Origin of the sequence: Vibrio owensii, assembly GCF_002021755.1 — a bacterium.
Taxonomy (GTDB): Bacteria; Pseudomonadota; Gammaproteobacteria; order Enterobacterales; family Vibrionaceae; genus Vibrio; species Vibrio owensii.
In genome coordinates, this window is sequence record NZ_CP019959.1 from 3015093 (window position 1) to 3029441 (window position 14349).

Annotated in this window: 12 protein-coding genes; 7 read left to right on the plus strand and 5 right to left on the minus strand. The window is 45.7% G+C overall.

Annotated features, from left to right (window positions below; all coding sequences use genetic code 11):
* Window positions 1-10 precede the first annotated feature (10 nt).
* The 4 genes from A9237_RS13895 to A9237_RS13910 form a co-directional block, all read right to left on the minus strand.
* Window positions 11-3085, minus strand: coding sequence for an error-prone DNA polymerase (locus A9237_RS13895; RefSeq protein ID WP_078608387.1), 3075 nt, complete (start codon window positions 3083-3085; stop codon window positions 11-13).
* 27 nt (window positions 3086-3112) lie between these two features.
* The gene (locus A9237_RS13900; protein ID WP_078608388.1) at window positions 3113-4516 is read right to left on the minus strand and encodes a Y-family DNA polymerase; all 1404 of its coding nucleotides are present in this window, start codon (window positions 4514-4516) and stop codon (window positions 3113-3115) included.
* 4 nt (window positions 4517-4520) lie between these two features.
* Entirely contained in the window at window positions 4521-5213 is a 693-nt protein-coding gene (imuA, locus tag A9237_RS13905) for a translesion DNA synthesis-associated protein ImuA (protein WP_009707012.1), read from the minus strand.
* Between the two features lie 130 nt (window positions 5214-5343).
* Window positions 5344-6090: a YciK family oxidoreductase gene (locus tag A9237_RS13910; protein WP_005439551.1), complete on the minus strand. Its 747-nt coding sequence runs from the start codon at window positions 6088-6090 to the stop codon at window positions 5344-5346.
* Between the two features lie 274 nt (window positions 6091-6364).
* Between A9237_RS13910 and sohB the strand changes: the two genes are divergently transcribed.
* The gene (sohB, locus tag A9237_RS13915) at window positions 6365-7426 is read left to right on the plus strand and encodes a protease SohB (protein ID WP_005439550.1); all 1062 of its coding nucleotides are present in this window, start codon (window positions 6365-6367) and stop codon (window positions 7424-7426) included.
* 82 nt (window positions 7427-7508) lie between these two features.
* Here sohB and A9237_RS13920 read toward each other — a convergent pair whose 3' ends face one another.
* Entirely contained in the window at window positions 7509-8552 is a 1044-nt protein-coding gene (locus tag A9237_RS13920; RefSeq protein ID WP_078608389.1) for a polysaccharide lyase family 7 protein, read from the minus strand.
* Window positions 8553-8845: 293 nt separating this feature from the next.
* Here A9237_RS13920 and cmk point away from each other — a divergent pair, with 293 nt between their 5' ends.
* From cmk to pyrF, 6 genes are all read left to right on the plus strand, one after another.
* Window positions 8846-9526, plus strand: coding sequence for a (d)CMP kinase (gene cmk / locus A9237_RS13925; protein WP_005438973.1), 681 nt, complete (start codon window positions 8846-8848; stop codon window positions 9524-9526).
* 110 nt (window positions 9527-9636) lie between these two features.
* Window positions 9637-11307, plus strand: a complete 1671-nt coding sequence (rpsA, locus tag A9237_RS13930; RefSeq protein WP_005438969.1) for a 30S ribosomal protein S1 — start codon at window positions 9637-9639, stop codon at window positions 11305-11307.
* A gap of 213 nt (window positions 11308-11520) precedes the next feature.
* On the plus strand, window positions 11521-11805 hold the full coding sequence (gene ihfB, locus A9237_RS13935; RefSeq protein ID WP_005438967.1) for an integration host factor subunit beta: 285 nt from the start codon (window positions 11521-11523) through the stop codon (window positions 11803-11805).
* A 140-nt stretch (window positions 11806-11945) separates the two neighbouring features.
* Entirely contained in the window at window positions 11946-12239 is a 294-nt protein-coding gene (locus A9237_RS13940; protein WP_005431104.1) for a lipopolysaccharide assembly protein LapA domain-containing protein, read from the plus strand.
* Between the two features lie 18 nt (window positions 12240-12257).
* Window positions 12258-13433, plus strand: coding sequence for a lipopolysaccharide assembly protein LapB (gene lapB / locus A9237_RS13945; protein ID WP_005438965.1), 1176 nt, complete (start codon window positions 12258-12260; stop codon window positions 13431-13433).
* An 83-nt stretch (window positions 13434-13516) separates the two neighbouring features.
* Entirely contained in the window at window positions 13517-14218 is a 702-nt protein-coding gene (pyrF, locus tag A9237_RS13950) for an orotidine-5'-phosphate decarboxylase (protein ID WP_078608390.1), read from the plus strand.
* Window positions 14219-14349 lie beyond the last annotated feature (131 nt).

Below are 14349 nucleotides of genomic sequence, written 5' to 3' on the forward strand. Positions count from 1 at the left end.
ACATGATGGCTTAATGGAAATCGCGTGATTTACTTTTCAGCTCAGCAAGGTTGTGTGTGCAATCGATGAGCTTTCCTGCAATTATATGTGTCACTTCTCCTTCTCTTTCTAAAATCCCTTTAACCATCAAGACTTTTGAAGTGAGATACGCTTGTTTTTGAGCGCGGGCGGTTGCTCGCCAGACCACCACATTAATGTTGCCCGTATCGTCTTCTAAAGTGAAAAAAGTCACACCTGCTGCGGTGCCTGGAGATTGCCTACCTGTTACGACACCAACGACCGTCACTAAAGATTTGTGCTCCTTTTCAACTAACTGCTTCATCCGAGTAAAGCGCGGTAACTTACCGGCTTCTTCTAGCAAGGTTATCGGGTGGCGACTCAGTGACAACCCGGTACTGGCGTAATCTTCAATCAAGTTCTCGTATTCAGAAGGTTGAGCTTGGTAGTTCGCCATTGGTTCTTCCATGTGATTGAACAAGGGTAAATCTGATAACGAATCCATCGCAGCCCAGCGAGCGTTATAGCGATTACCTAAAAGGATCTGAAACGCATTGGCAGAAGCGAGCAGTTCAATATCACGACGGTTTCTTAAGATCTGTTTTACCTCTTGAATAGAGCGATACCCAGTTGTTGGTCGGCGCTCAACCAGTCGAGAAGCGCTTTCTTGATTAAAGCCCTTTACTAAACGAAAGCCCAGTTGTACGCCAAGACGGCCATTAGGGCGTTTGACCAAATGATGCTGATACGACGAGTGATTGATGCAAACAGGCAGCACTTCGACACCGTGTCGGCGCGCATCTTGAATCAATTGCGAAGGGCTATAAAACCCCATCGGTTGACTATTAAGTAGGGCAGTATAGAACTCAGCAGGATAGTAAAACTTCAACCATGCAGAGCAGTAAGCCAATACTGCGAAAGAGGCTGAGTGGCTTTCTGGAAAACCGTATTCACCAAAACCGCAGATTTGATCGAAGATTCGCTCCGCAAATTCTAAGTCATAACCACGCTCACGCATCCCGTCGATCAGTTTAGGTTTGAACTTGGCAAGATCGCCGTTCTTCTTCCATGCTGCCATCGCACGGCGCAGTTGATCGGCTTCACCACCACTGAACCCAGCGGCTACCATCGCGAGTTTGATCACTTGTTCTTGGAAAATCGGCACGCCCATAGTGCGCTCTAGTACGCTTTTCACTTCTTCCGATGGATAGCTGATCGGCTCTTCACCATTGCGTCTTTTTAGAAACGGATGGACCATATCACCTTGAATAGGCCCCGGGCGGACAATAGCAATCTGCACGACTAAGTCGTAGTAACGTGCAGGCTTTAAGCGTGGCAGCATGCTCATCTGTGCACGAGACTCGATTTGGAATACGCCAACGGTATCGGCTTTTTGGATCATGCGGTATACGTGCGGATCGTCTTGCAGACGCGTGATCTCAGCAATCGACAGGGATCGCTGGTGGTGTTTCTCGACTAATTGAAAGCACTTACGGATCGCGTTTAACATGCCGAGAGCAAGTACATCGACTTTCAATAGCTTTAAGCTTTCTAAATCATCTTTATCCCATTGAATAATCGTGCGATCTTCCATCGAAGCATTCTCGACAGGCACCAGTTCATACAAAGGGCCAGATGAAATCACAAAGCCGCCTACATGCTGAGATAAATGGCGCGGGAATCCGATGATCTCGTTCACCAACTGGATAAACTGTTGGCCTTTTAACGACTCTGGTTGTAGCCCCAATTCGATGATTTGTGCTTGCCAACCTTGGCTACGATCACGGCGATTAACGTTTTTGATGAAGAAGTCTAGCTGAGTTTCTTCAATCCCCAACGCTTTGCCCACTTCACACACGGCACTTTTAAAGCGATAGCTGATCACGGTGGCTGCCAAAGCGGCACGCTCGCGGCCATACTTTTTATAGATATATTGAATCACTTCTTCGCGGCGCTCGTGTTCAAAATCGACGTCAATGTCTGGCGGCTCTTTTCGTTCTCGGCTAATAAAGCGTTCGAATAGGACCGAGATTTGCCTAGGATCGACGGCGGTGATTTCTAAGCAGTAACACACTACCGAGTTTGCCGCAGAGCCTCGCCCTTGATAGAGAATACCTTGCTGCTTAGCGAACATTACAATGTCATGAATGGTCAGAAAGTAATAATGATATTCCAGCTCTTCAATGAGGGTTAATTCATTCTCGATAGTCTGATGAATGTCTGTGGGTACGCCTTCAGGGAAGCGCAGTTTCTTACCACGCTCGACCAACAGACGCAGATAAGAGGTTGGAGTGTGACCGTCAGGGATGAGCTCTGTCGGGTATTCGTATTTCAAATCTGAGAGGTTGAATTCGCACAAGCTCGCAATATGGGTGCTTTCTGCCAACCATTCGGATCTGTAAATTCGAGAAAGTTTGTTCAATGGACGCAATGCTCGTTCGGCATTGGATAAACGACCAAAGCCGAGCTTATCAACGCTACAACCGTGTTTTACTGCTGTCAGGACATGTTGCAATGGTAAGCGTTCAACAGCATGCATCAAGACGCCACCACAAGCAGTAATCGGCAATTGGAACTCGTTTGCTAATAATTCACAGTGTGTGGTGTAAGCATCGTCATCACCACCTAAATGACGCTGAATCGCGACCCATAAGCGATGAGCATGGTGCTGCTGGAGCCAGCGCCCCCAATAATGGTCACTCTCTTGATGAGTCGGGAGCCACAACACAAGGCAGTGACGAATCGACATCAAATCCCACTCCGACAGTTGATAAGTGCCTTTCTCGCTGCGTCGTCTGGCATTGGTGATGATACGGCATAGCTCAGCGTAAGCTTTACGGCAAGGGCAAAGCAGCACGACTTGGCATTCGTCATTAAGCCAAAACATGCTGCCGACGATTTGCTTGATGTCGAGTTTGTGTTGCTCGATGGTCGCATGGGCTTTCACTACGCCCGCAACTGAGCACTCATCGGTGATCGCAATGGCTTGATAGCGATAAAACGCCGCCTGCAGCACCAACTCTTCTGCATGAGAAGCGCCAGTGAGAAAGGAGAAGTTGGACTGACAAAACAGTTCTGCGTAACTCATAACGACCTAACAAAAATAACTGTCGATTTAACAAAAATAGCCATGAAGAAACCAATGCTTGTGCTGATCGCGAAACACCCATAGCCATCGACCTTGCTTGGTGTGCGCAATGTAGTAATCACGCATGATCTCGTCACCATCCCACCATCCAGAGACAATCCGTTCAGGCCCATGCACTAGAGAGACTTGCTCTTGTAGCGAGATAGGGGCGGGTAATTGCATCGCTGGGCGCAGCAGAGCAGGGATGGTGTTAATCGGGACATCCGGCTCATCGGCTGGGCGATATTGACTGGCTTTCTCTGGCCTTGGATCGCAGGCTATATTGGGTTTGAGTACCGCGCTTTTGCCCAACTTAGCTTGCAGTAAAGAGAGCAGCTCTAACGCGTTCATTTGCCCTTTTTGCCCAGCAAAGAAATCTCGTGCAGAGCTTAAAGGTTCACCTTGGCGCTCTACTTTTAACGTCAGGCCGATAACAGGACCGTTTAACGTGACGGATTCCAAACTCAAACTCGCCAATTGTTGCCAGCGTTGGCGCAAGTAATCGCCTTGCGCTGATGTGAGTTGAAGGTGCTGTGCTTGTTTGTCCCGCTGATGCAGGGTTAAACACAGCTCAAACGCGACTTTATCGCGCAGCTTGAGAAAGGTTTCGAGTTGACGAAGTAATTTAGCCAGTGGCTTCTCCACCCATTGGACGCTTTCAATCTCAAACAACAGTTCTAAATAGACTTGGAAAGATTCGGTTGGATGATAAAAGTCGACAGGATGTTTAAATTGCCCTGTCAGGCGGCCAACATAGTTCACCAAATCAATGTCGAATCGACGCGCGATGTCTTGCAGTGGTAGTTCAAGTAACCCTTGTAGTGTGGTGACACCTACACGTTGTAGCTTCTCTACGGTAGTGCTTGATAAATCCGTCAATGTTAGTGGCAGCGGTGATAAGGCTTGTTGCATGACAGACTTATCTTCACTGATGAAGTTCGCTCCTGCTAATGCCATCAATTTGGCAGAAAAAGGCGAAAAGCCACACCCGAATTGAAAACTCAGTTTCAGCTCCGATAAATGAGCACTGACTTTAGTCCAATAGTTTTGTAGCCCTTCATACAGATTAAGCATCGGGGTTGCGCGTAGCAGAATGCCTTGGTTTGGCATCAATACGACATCAGACGTAATCAAATACAGCCATTGAGCAATTTCTTGTAACTTGCTCAGTTCGGTTTGCGGATGATAAGGATGCACTTGCAAATCTCGGCACAAAGAAGCCGCGCTACCCAAGCCCATATTTGGCTTAATGCCTTGTTGCTCGGCAATCTCGTTGTATTGAATGATCCGACAACGTTGGCTTTCTACAATCACCACAGGCTGCTCTTGGTTATCACCAAAGAGTGCATCTAACTGTAGGCGAGGGAAGTGCAAATATATCCACAAAGCCATATCACTAACCTTGGTTCGCCAATGGGAAATTGACCACCGTGGATGGAATACGAGTTGTGCTTGGCATCACCAGTTGCGGATAGTGGTGCTGGAAGTTGATATCGACGCTACCTTTGCTCCAACCGCCTTTTCGTTTGAGAACTTCTACACTCACACCTTGCTCATGACCTTGTAGCTTCAGGCTCAATGAAACAGGCAAAGACAAGCGATTTGTCATGTTAGGTTTGAGCATAAACAGAGGGCAGGAGCCTTGCTCACTCGCAACTTGCAGGCGTTTTACTTGGTGGATCTCTAGCTCATCTTGCCATAACAAAACGTTGGTACACACGCCGCTCTTGAGGCATTGCTCTGCTGCCCACAGCGCATCGCGTTGATGTTCAGGCGTGATTACCCATACTTGGTTGATGTCCAAGCCAATGCTATGTAGGAACAATGAATTCATCAACGCTGGTGGTTGAATGAATGCCGTCACCCCTCTCGAAAGAGACGCTTCTAAATAAGGCGCAAGCAAGCGCAGTTCGCCAATGCTGCCAACAGATTCCATTTCCACCACGCCATGAGGAGGAAAGCCGCCGCCAAGCAGGGCGTCGAGTTCAGGGAAACCTGAGCTATTAAGGAACTGATGCTCGTCTGCTTTGGTCAAATTTGCTTGCCAAACAAGGTGTTGGCTTTTTAAGTGTTGGATGATGTCTTGCATAAATAAATACCTGTATATATGTACAGTATATTTCTGTGATGGAAAGTCGCAAGATTTTTATAGGCAGAAATACGAAAAAAGGCAGCGTTTGCTGCCTTTTCAATCGATTATGTGAGGTGACCTGAAGAGGTTACTTACGCTTTGGTTGAGCGTCGATGCACTGACCGTTTACATCTGTGACCGCTGGGTCCATCAAGTGAAGGTAAAGCGGCATGATATCCAGTGGTGTTTTTAGTGTGTTTGCATCTTCACCTGGATAAGCTTTTTCACGCATTCGAGTACGAGTTGCACCTGGGTTAATCGCGTTAACACGCATTGGTGTATCACTAAGTTCATCTGCCAATACTTGCATCATACCTTCTACGGCAAATTTGGAGATGGCGTACGAACCCCAGAAAGCACGGCCAGAATGGCCCACAGTTGAAGACGTAAAGATAATACGACCTGCGTCTGAATTACGCATAATAGGCAGTAGCGCTTGAGTCATTAGGACTTCTGCTTTCACGTTAATCTGCATGATGTCGTCGAAGTCTTCTTCATTGATTTGCTCAAACGGGCACAGCGTGCTTAAAACGCCAGCGTTGTGTAGTAGGCCATCCAAACGACCAAACTGACCTTCGATGGTTTCTGCCATATCGATGTAGTGCTGCTTAGTTGCGCCTTTCAGATCAAGTGGAATGATCGCGGGTTGAGGGTAACCTGCAGATTCGATTTCATCGTAAATGGATTCAAGGTTTTGAACGTTTCGACCAAGTAGAATCACAGTCGCACCGTGCTGAGCGTAAGAAAGTGCCGCTTGGCGACCGATACCATTGCCTGCACCAGTGACAAGAATGACTTTACCTTTTAGGGCATCTGCTGAAACGGAGTAGTTCACGGTAGTTAATCCTTATTATTGTATCTAATTCCGACGAACAGACGTCATCTTAGTGTAGAAATGCGCCTGTTTCTCAATGGAAAATCTTGGTAATCGTGACAAGTTGGTTACAATACACCAATTCATGTGTTATACCAATTCCAGAACGGTTGTCCGGTATGTTATTTGAACGCCATCAATCAGAACAAGAGGTTACCGATTTTCTTGCCTTCTCTCTGATTTTTCTACGTAACATATTGATGACTATTACTGGTATGAGATAGAGGAACTCTCATTGGAATTTTTATTAGATTACGGTCTGTTTTTAGCCAAGATTGTCACCGTTGTTGCGGCAGTGGTTGTGCTGCTGATTATTGCGAAATCGGCGGGTGGTAAATCGGGTGCTGCGAAGGGCGAATTGGAAGTCACTAATCTTTCTGAACGTCACAAAGATGCAATCGAACAATTAGAGCATCACCTACACGATGACGCTTTCATCAAAGCTCGTGATAAAGCGGCTAAGAAGGAAGAGAAAGAAAAGAACAAATCTCGCGAGAAAGAAATCAAACAAGCGAGCAAAGAAGGTTCTCTTGATAGCAAGCGCGAACCGCATCTGTTCGTGTTGGACTTTAACGGCAGTATTGATGCAAAAGAAGTGGGCTCGCTACGCGAAGAGATTACTGCAGTATTAGCAGTAGCTCGTGAAGGCGATGAAGTGCTACTTCGTCTAGAGTCTGGTGGTGGCATGGTTCATGGCTATGGCTTGGCATCTTCTCAACTTGACCGAATCAAAGCTGCAGGTCTGCCTCTGACGATTTCTGTCGACAAAGTGGCAGCAAGTGGTGGCTACATGATGGCATGTGTGGCAGACAAGATTGTTTCAGCTCCGTTTGCAATTGTCGGTTCTATCGGCGTTATCGCGCAGATCCCTAACTTCAACAAACTGTTGAAAAAGCACGATATCGAATATGAGCAGCTAACAGCTGGTGAGTACAAACGCACACTAACGATGTTTGGTGAGAACACTGACAAAGCGCGTGATAAGTTCAAACAAGAACTTGAAGAAACACACGTATTGTTCAAAGACTTCATCAGTGAACGTCGCCCAGCACTAGAACTTGAAAAAGTCGCAACAGGTGAGCACTGGTTTGGTACGCAAGCGAAAGAGCTAGGACTGGTAGATGAAATCAGCACTTCCGACGATCTAGTTGTTGCAGCATGCAAAGAGAAAACCGTACTAGCAGTGCATTACGTGCAAAAGAAAAAACTGGCAGACAAGCTTGCCGGTGTTGCAAGTAAAGTGGCTGATAGTGTCGTACTTAAACTTGCAGAACGCGGTCAAAAGCCAATTGTGTAATGCTTAAGAAATAACAAAAAAAAACCAACTGTTTAGTTGGTTTTTTTATTTCAGCGGCGGGTTATTAGTTCAGCTCTAACCGTTATTGTTTCAGTTCTAACTGATAGAAGCTTGCTTGAGCATAATCACCCGCTTCCATGCCGCGCCATTCACAGTCTGAACTGCTTTTCTTCGTATTACATTGGTTGTAAGCACCGGCTTTGTAATACATCCAATCGTTACCATAGCCTTGGTCTACTTCATGACCTTGGTATTTGCCTTCTGCTAGATTCACATCAAATGTCTTAGTGACTTCATTTTTCTCACCAGGGTTCTTAGTGAAAGTCAGGTGCATGATGTCACCTTCCACGTTGACGCTGTATGAGAAGATTTCACCCAGTTTGATGCCGTCTTGTGGGTCTGCGTCACCTTTACGTAAGTTGTATTGTCCGAATACGTTGTGGCGGATGTCTTGGCGAAGCTTCTTACCATTTTCATCTTTCGCGTCTTGAAGTTCTTTGGTTGGGTTTAACTCGTAGTTCCATGAAAGAGAGCCGTATTCATGCTCAGGCAGTTTGCGGTAAGAAATCTTTAAAGGCTCATTGTCAGAGCCATGAATTTGGCCAATCACGACAGCGAATGCGCCATTCTTTTTGTAGTTACCACTTGTACTGACTTGGTCAACAGACAGGGTCGCGTTTAGCTCGCCACCAATTGCACCGTACTCAGCAGCACTTGGGTGAGAAGCGACGACAAAGTTGTTTTTTGGCTCACCGTAGTGTGTTGCCAGCATGGCACGAAGTTCACTACGAGTGTTCTTACTATTAGGAGTGGTCGGTGCTTCATTTGGTGCAACAAAAACCACGGCGCCTGTTTCTTTGTTGGTATAGAACCACTCAGGGTGAACATAAGGGGTTTCTGTATTGCCCAACTCATCTTTGGCTATTTCTAATGCTTTACCTTTGCGTTCACCTTCTTTAGTCAGTTCAGGCAAGGTAATTTTCCAATTCGTCATATCAAAGTTTTGAGCTGGAGCCTTTGTCGGATCTAGCTCATATTTGCTCGCTAATTCATTAGACGAAGTTGCAGCTATAGCAGACGCAGAGGCAATGCTGGCAGCAAGAAAAGTAAGCGCTAATTTCTTCATATTGTGTTCTCAATTTTTATAGGGTCGTCGATAAGATGATTTAATATACAATAATATTGTATTACTAATGTGTGATCGGGTCGGAAAAATGAAACTTAGAGAAAATTTGCCATTTAGTATTGCGCTTTAAAGAGAAAGAATCAGAACAGAGAAAACGGCAAATTCTGAACCGGGGAGAGGGCAAAGAAATGGTATCCTGAGACTATTAGGTATATACTCCCGCACCGTAAAATTAAGAATGAAATGAATTTGGGTGGAAGTACCGAAATTCGCACATCAACGTGGAGAAAAACATGTCCTCTCAAACTCCGGTTGTTACCGTAGATGGACCTAGTGGTGCAGGTAAAGGCACTTTATGTATGTTGCTAGCGAAGAAGTTAGGCTTTCAGCTTCTTGATTCTGGCGCCATTTACCGTGTTCTTGCACTCGCAGCGATTCACCACGGCGTAGACACTGAGTCAGAAGATGCGCTTGTTCCACTGGCTACTCACCTAGATGTTCAGTTTGTTGCTGAAGGTGACCTAGTAAAAGTGATTCTAGAAGGCGAAGATGTCTCTGGTGAACTTCGTAAAGAAGAGACGGGGATGGCAGCGTCTAAAGTGGCTGCACTGCCACGCGTTCGTGAAGCATTGTTGCGTCGTCAGCGCGCATTTGAGACCGCTCCGGGTCTGGTTGCTGATGGTCGTGACATGGGTACGGTTGTATTCCAAAATGCACAAGCGAAAATTTTCCTTGATGCGAGCGCAGAAGAGCGTGCAAATCGACGCCTTAAACAGTTGCAAGATAAAGGGTTAGATGTTAGATTTGCTGACCTTTTGAGCGAGATCCAAGAGCGTGACGACCGAGATCGTAACCGTCCAGTGGCGCCACTACGCCCTGCAGAGGATGCGCTTGTGCTAGATTCTACGTCGATGACTATCGACGAAGTAGTAGAAAAGGCACTACAATATATCGAATCGAAGCTAGCTGAGTAATTACGCTCGGCTAGACTAAGAGCGTTGGTCGCAAGGATGATGACTGGCGAATTTAATAACCCCATGCGGTAGGATACCCGTGGACGTTTAATTTATTGAAGATTAAATAAATGACTGAATCTTTTGCTCAACTCTTTGAAGAGTTTCTAAACGAAACAGAATTCCAACAAGGCAGCATCGTTAAAGGTACTGTAGTAGCTATCGAGAACGGTTTCGTTCTTGTTGACGCTGGTCTTAAGTCTGAATCTGCTATCCCTGCTGAACAGTTCAAGAACGCTGCTGGCGAACTTGAAGTTGAAGTTGGCGCTGAAGTAGACGTAGCTCTAGACGCTGTTGAAGATGGTTTCGGTGAAACTCAACTTTCTCGTGAGAAAGCTAAGCGTCACGAAGCTTGGATCGTTCTTGAGAAAGCTTACGAAGAAGCTGAAACTGTTGTTGGTATCATCAACGGTAAAGTTAAAGGCGGTTTCACTGTTGAACTAAACGGTATCCGTGCTTTCCTTCCTGGCTCTCTAGTAGACGTACGTCCAATCCGCGACACTGCTCACCTAGAAAACAAAGAGCTAGAGTTCAAAGTTATCAAACTTGACCAAAAACGTAACAACGTAGTTGTTTCACGTCGTGCAGTTATCGAATCTGAGAACAGCGTTGAGCGTGACGAGCTTCTAGAAACTCTACAAGAAGGTTCTGAAGTTAAAGGTATCGTTAAGAACCTTACTGACTACGGTGCGTTCGTTGACCTAGGTGGCGTTGACGGTCTTCTACATATCACTGATATGGCTTGGAAGCGCGTTAAGCACCCATCTGAAATCGTTAACGTTGGTGACGAGATCCAAGTTAAAGTTCTTAAGTTCGACCGTGAGCGTACTCGCGTATCACTAGGTCTTAAGCAACTAGGCGAAGATCCATGGGTAGCAATCGCTAAGCGTTACCCAGAAGGTCACAAACTAACTGGTCGCGTAACTAACCTAACTGACTACGGCTGCTTCGTTGAAATCGAAGAAGGCGTTGAAGGTCTAGTACACGTTTCAGAAATGGATTGGACTAACAAGAACATCCACCCATCTAAAGTTGTTAATGTTGGCGACGAAGTTGAGGTTATGGTTCTTGAGATCGACGAAGAGCGTCGTCGTATTTCTCTAGGTCTGAAACAGTGTAAAGCTAACCCATGGCAGTCATTCGCTGAAGCACAAGCTAAAGGCGACAAAGTTACTGGTAAGATCAAGTCTATCACTGACTTCGGTATCTTCATCGGTCTAGAAGGCGGCATCGACGGTCTAGTTCACCTATCTGACATTTCTTGGAATGTTGCTGGCGAAGAAGCTGTACGTGAGTACAAGAAAGGCGACGAGATCTCTGCAGTTGTTCTAGCAGTAGACGCTGAGCGTGAGCGCATTTCTCTAGGCGTTAAGCAAATGGAAAACGACCCATTCAATGCTTACGTTGCTGACAACAAGAAAGGTGTTCTAGTTAACGCTACTGTAACTGCTGTTGACGCTAAAGGCGCTACAGTTGAAATCGCAGAAGGCGTTGAAGGTTACATCCGTGCTTCTGAAGTATCACGCGATCGCGTAGAAGATGCTTCTCTAATCCTAAGCGCTGGTGATGTTGTTGAAGCTAAGTTCACAGGTGTAGACCGTAAGAACCGCGTAATCAACCTATCTATCAAAGCTAAAGATGAAGCTGAAGAGCAAGAAGCAATGGCATCTATCAACAAGCAAGACGAAGCTGCTTTTGGTAATGCAATGGCTGACGCTTTCAAAGCTGCTAAAGGCGAATAATTTACTCGCTTAAGCTAAAAAGGAGCCGCAAGGCTCCTTTTTTATGCTTGCTACTTTCCGAGTAGTAATACTAATGTTGATAAACTATGCTAAAAAAAGACATTTTTTGATTGCGCATTTTGTGTAAAATTTGTCTAGAATTGATAGCAAGTGTTTGTTGGAATTAGTATTACTTACTATAATGAGTGATAAAGATACTCAAAGAGGGCAACTATGACTAAGTCTGAACTGATTGAAAGACTCTGCGCTGAGCAAACACATTTATCAGCGAAAGAGGTAGAAGATGCTGTAAAAGATATTTTAGAGCACATGGCCTCTACACTAGAGAGCGGTGACCGTATCGAGATCCGTGGCTTTGGTAGTTTTTCTCTTCATTACCGCGAACCTCGCGTAGGTCGTAACCCTAAAACGGGTGATAAAGTGGAGTTGGAAGGTAAATACGTTCCTCACTTCAAACCAGGTAAAGAGCTTCGTGAGCGCGTAAATATCGATAGCTAAGGCTCTCTTATTAGTTTGAAAAAGCGGCATACTCTCGTGTATGCCGCTTTTTTATAACTAGATTATTGGTAATATACATGGTCTGAAGAAACATTTTACTGCATAATCTTACCTACTTACTCCTCGAAGGGTGATGTAACATGAAAATTATAAAAATCATTGCTGTTTTAGCTCTCTTTTTAATTGCACTGGCTTTAGGTTCTCAAAACCAAGAGATCGTAACCTTTAATTATCTTCTGGCGAAAGGCGAGTTCCACCTATCAACGCTATTGGGTGTGGTATTCGTGGTTGGCTTTGGTCTAGCGTGGGTTATCTTTGCTAGCATCCAATTTAAGACTCAACTTCAAGTTCGTCGTCTGAAAAAGAAACTTAAAAAGTATGAGCCCGCTGAAGCAGAGAAACCTGCAAAACCAGCAGTAGAAAAACAGGCATAAGGATAAGGCTTAACTTTAATGCTTGAACTACTCTTCTTGTTATTGCCGATAGCCGCCGCTTATGGCTGGTACATGGGCCATCGCAGCGCTCAGCAAGACAAGCAGAAGCAATCTCATCAAATATCCCGTCAGTATGTGACGGGTCTTAACCTGCTCTTATCTGATCAGTCAGATAAGGCGGTTGACCACTTTATTGAATTGCTCCAAGTTGACAACGAAACGATAGATACACACCTAGCGTTGGGTAATCTTTTCCGTTCTCGTGGTGAAGTCGACCGTGCAATTCGTATCCACCAAAACCTCATCTCCCGTTCTGGGCTCACTCTAGATCAGAAAAACTTAGCGCTTCAACAGCTCGCGAAGGACTACATGGCGTCCGGCTTTTTAGATCGTGCTGAGAAAATCTTTGAGCAATTGGTGGAAGAACCCGATCACCGTGAAAGTGCACTTCAGCAACTTGTCACCATCTACCAGCAAACGCGTGAGTGGGAAAAAGCCATTCATTACGCCAACCAACTGGCTAAGATGGGTAAGAAGCGCACTCGTATTCGCGCCAATATTGCGCATTTCTGGTGTGAGCTGGCCATGCTTGACCAAGCCGATGGCAATACCAGTAAAGCGATTCAGCACTTTAAAAAAGCACTATCAGAAGATCCAAAATGTGTGCGTGCAAGCATTGCGCTTGGGCGTATCTATCTTGAGTCAGAAGACTACAAACACACCATCAAATATCTGACGGGTGTGCTTGAGCAAGATAAAGATTTCATTAGTGATGTTCTACCGACCATTGCAGAGTGTTATCACCACTTAGGCCAAGAAGACGAGCTGGTGGAATTTTTACGTGCGTGCATTGATAAGAAAGCGGGCGTATCGTCTGAATTGATGCTAGCGCAGCTTGTCGCCCATCATGAGAGCGTTGGGGCAGCACAAGAGCTGTTGACCAAGCAATTATTGAAAAACCCAACCATGAAAGGTTTCTACCGTCTTATCGACTACCATATTGCTGAAGCAGAAGATGGCCGTGCGAAAGACAGCTTGTCGACGCTACAAGCGATGGTTGGTGAACAGTTAAAAGTTAAACCGCATTACCGATGCAGGAAATGTGGTTTCTCCACCCATTCTCTTTACTGGCATTGTCCATCATGTAAAGGATGGGGGACGATCAAGCCAATCCGAGGATTGGACGGTGAATAGTTTTAATGCAGCTGGCAGAGTTTCTGTCCGCTGCATTTTTTTGACCTTTATTTAATAAGAACCAAAAACAGTTAGGAGATGAAATGATCGACCAAAAAGTTATTGTCGCACTGGATTATGATAACCAAGCAGATGCGCTTGCGTTTGTAGATAGAGTTGATCCTGCGTCATGTCGCCTAAAAGTAGGCAAGGAAATGTTTACGCTATTTGGTCCTGATTTCGTACGTGAGCTTCATCAACGTGGTTTCTCTGTATTTCTAGACCTGAAGTTTCACGATATCCCGAATACGTGTTCAAAAGCAGTTCGCGCTGCGGCTGAACTGGGTGTATGGATGGTGAACGTGCACGCGAGTGGTGGTGAACGCATGATGGCGGCATCACGTGAAATTCTTGAACCTTACGGTAAAGACCGCCCGCTGCTGATTGGTGTGACAGTATTGACCAGTATGGAGCAAAGCGACCTTGCCGGTATTGGCTTGGACGTTGCGCCTCAAGAGCAAGTGATTCGTCTAGCTGCGCTGACTAAAAACTCTGGCCTTGATGGCGTGGTGTGCTCAGCGCAAGAGTCTTCTTTGCTTAAGAATGAATTGGGTAAAGAGTTCAAGTTAGTGACACCTGGTATTCGCCCTGCAGGTTCTGAACAAGGTGACCAACGCCGTATCATGACGCCAGTAGATGCAATTCAAGCAGGCTCTGATTACTTAGTGATTGGTCGTCCAATTACTCAAGCAACAGATCCAGCGGCTGTGCTTAAGTCTATCAACGACAGCCTAGCGAACATGTAAGCCTAGTTTGGGGCTAAAACGAAAGGTGAAGTGGTAAACACTTCGCCTTTTTTATTTCCTGTAACACAAACATGCTCAACATAAAGACACTATATCGCAGGGCAGGAATGGCTTAGCGGATGGTACTGTTA

Excerpts from the sequence above, each read along its gene's own strand:
- rpsA (WP_005438969.1), top strand. The coding sequence starts at position 9,637 with ATGACTGAATCTTTTGCTCAACTCTTTGAAGAGTTTCTAAACGAAACA.
- A9237_RS13940 (WP_005431104.1), top strand. The coding sequence starts at position 11,946 with ATGAAAATTATAAAAATCATTGCTGTTTTAGCTCTCTTTTTAATTGCA.
- A9237_RS13895 (WP_078608387.1), bottom strand. The coding sequence starts at position 3,085 with ATGAGTTACGCAGAACTGTTTTGTCAGTCCAACTTCTCCTTTCTCACT.
- A9237_RS13920 (WP_078608389.1), bottom strand. The coding sequence starts at position 8,552 with ATGAAGAAATTAGCGCTTACTTTTCTTGCTGCCAGCATTGCCTCTGCG.
- imuA (WP_009707012.1), bottom strand. The coding sequence starts at position 5,213 with ATGCAAGACATCATCCAACACTTAAAAAGCCAACACCTTGTTTGGCAA.
- lapB (WP_005438965.1), top strand. The coding sequence starts at position 12,258 with ATGCTTGAACTACTCTTCTTGTTATTGCCGATAGCCGCCGCTTATGGC.
- A9237_RS13900 (WP_078608388.1), bottom strand. The coding sequence starts at position 4,516 with ATGGCTTTGTGGATATATTTGCACTTCCCTCGCCTACAGTTAGATGCA.
- pyrF (WP_078608390.1), top strand. The coding sequence starts at position 13,517 with ATGATCGACCAAAAAGTTATTGTCGCACTGGATTATGATAACCAAGCA.
- ihfB (WP_005438967.1), top strand. The coding sequence starts at position 11,521 with ATGACTAAGTCTGAACTGATTGAAAGACTCTGCGCTGAGCAAACACAT.
- cmk (WP_005438973.1), top strand. The coding sequence starts at position 8,846 with ATGTCCTCTCAAACTCCGGTTGTTACCGTAGATGGACCTAGTGGTGCA.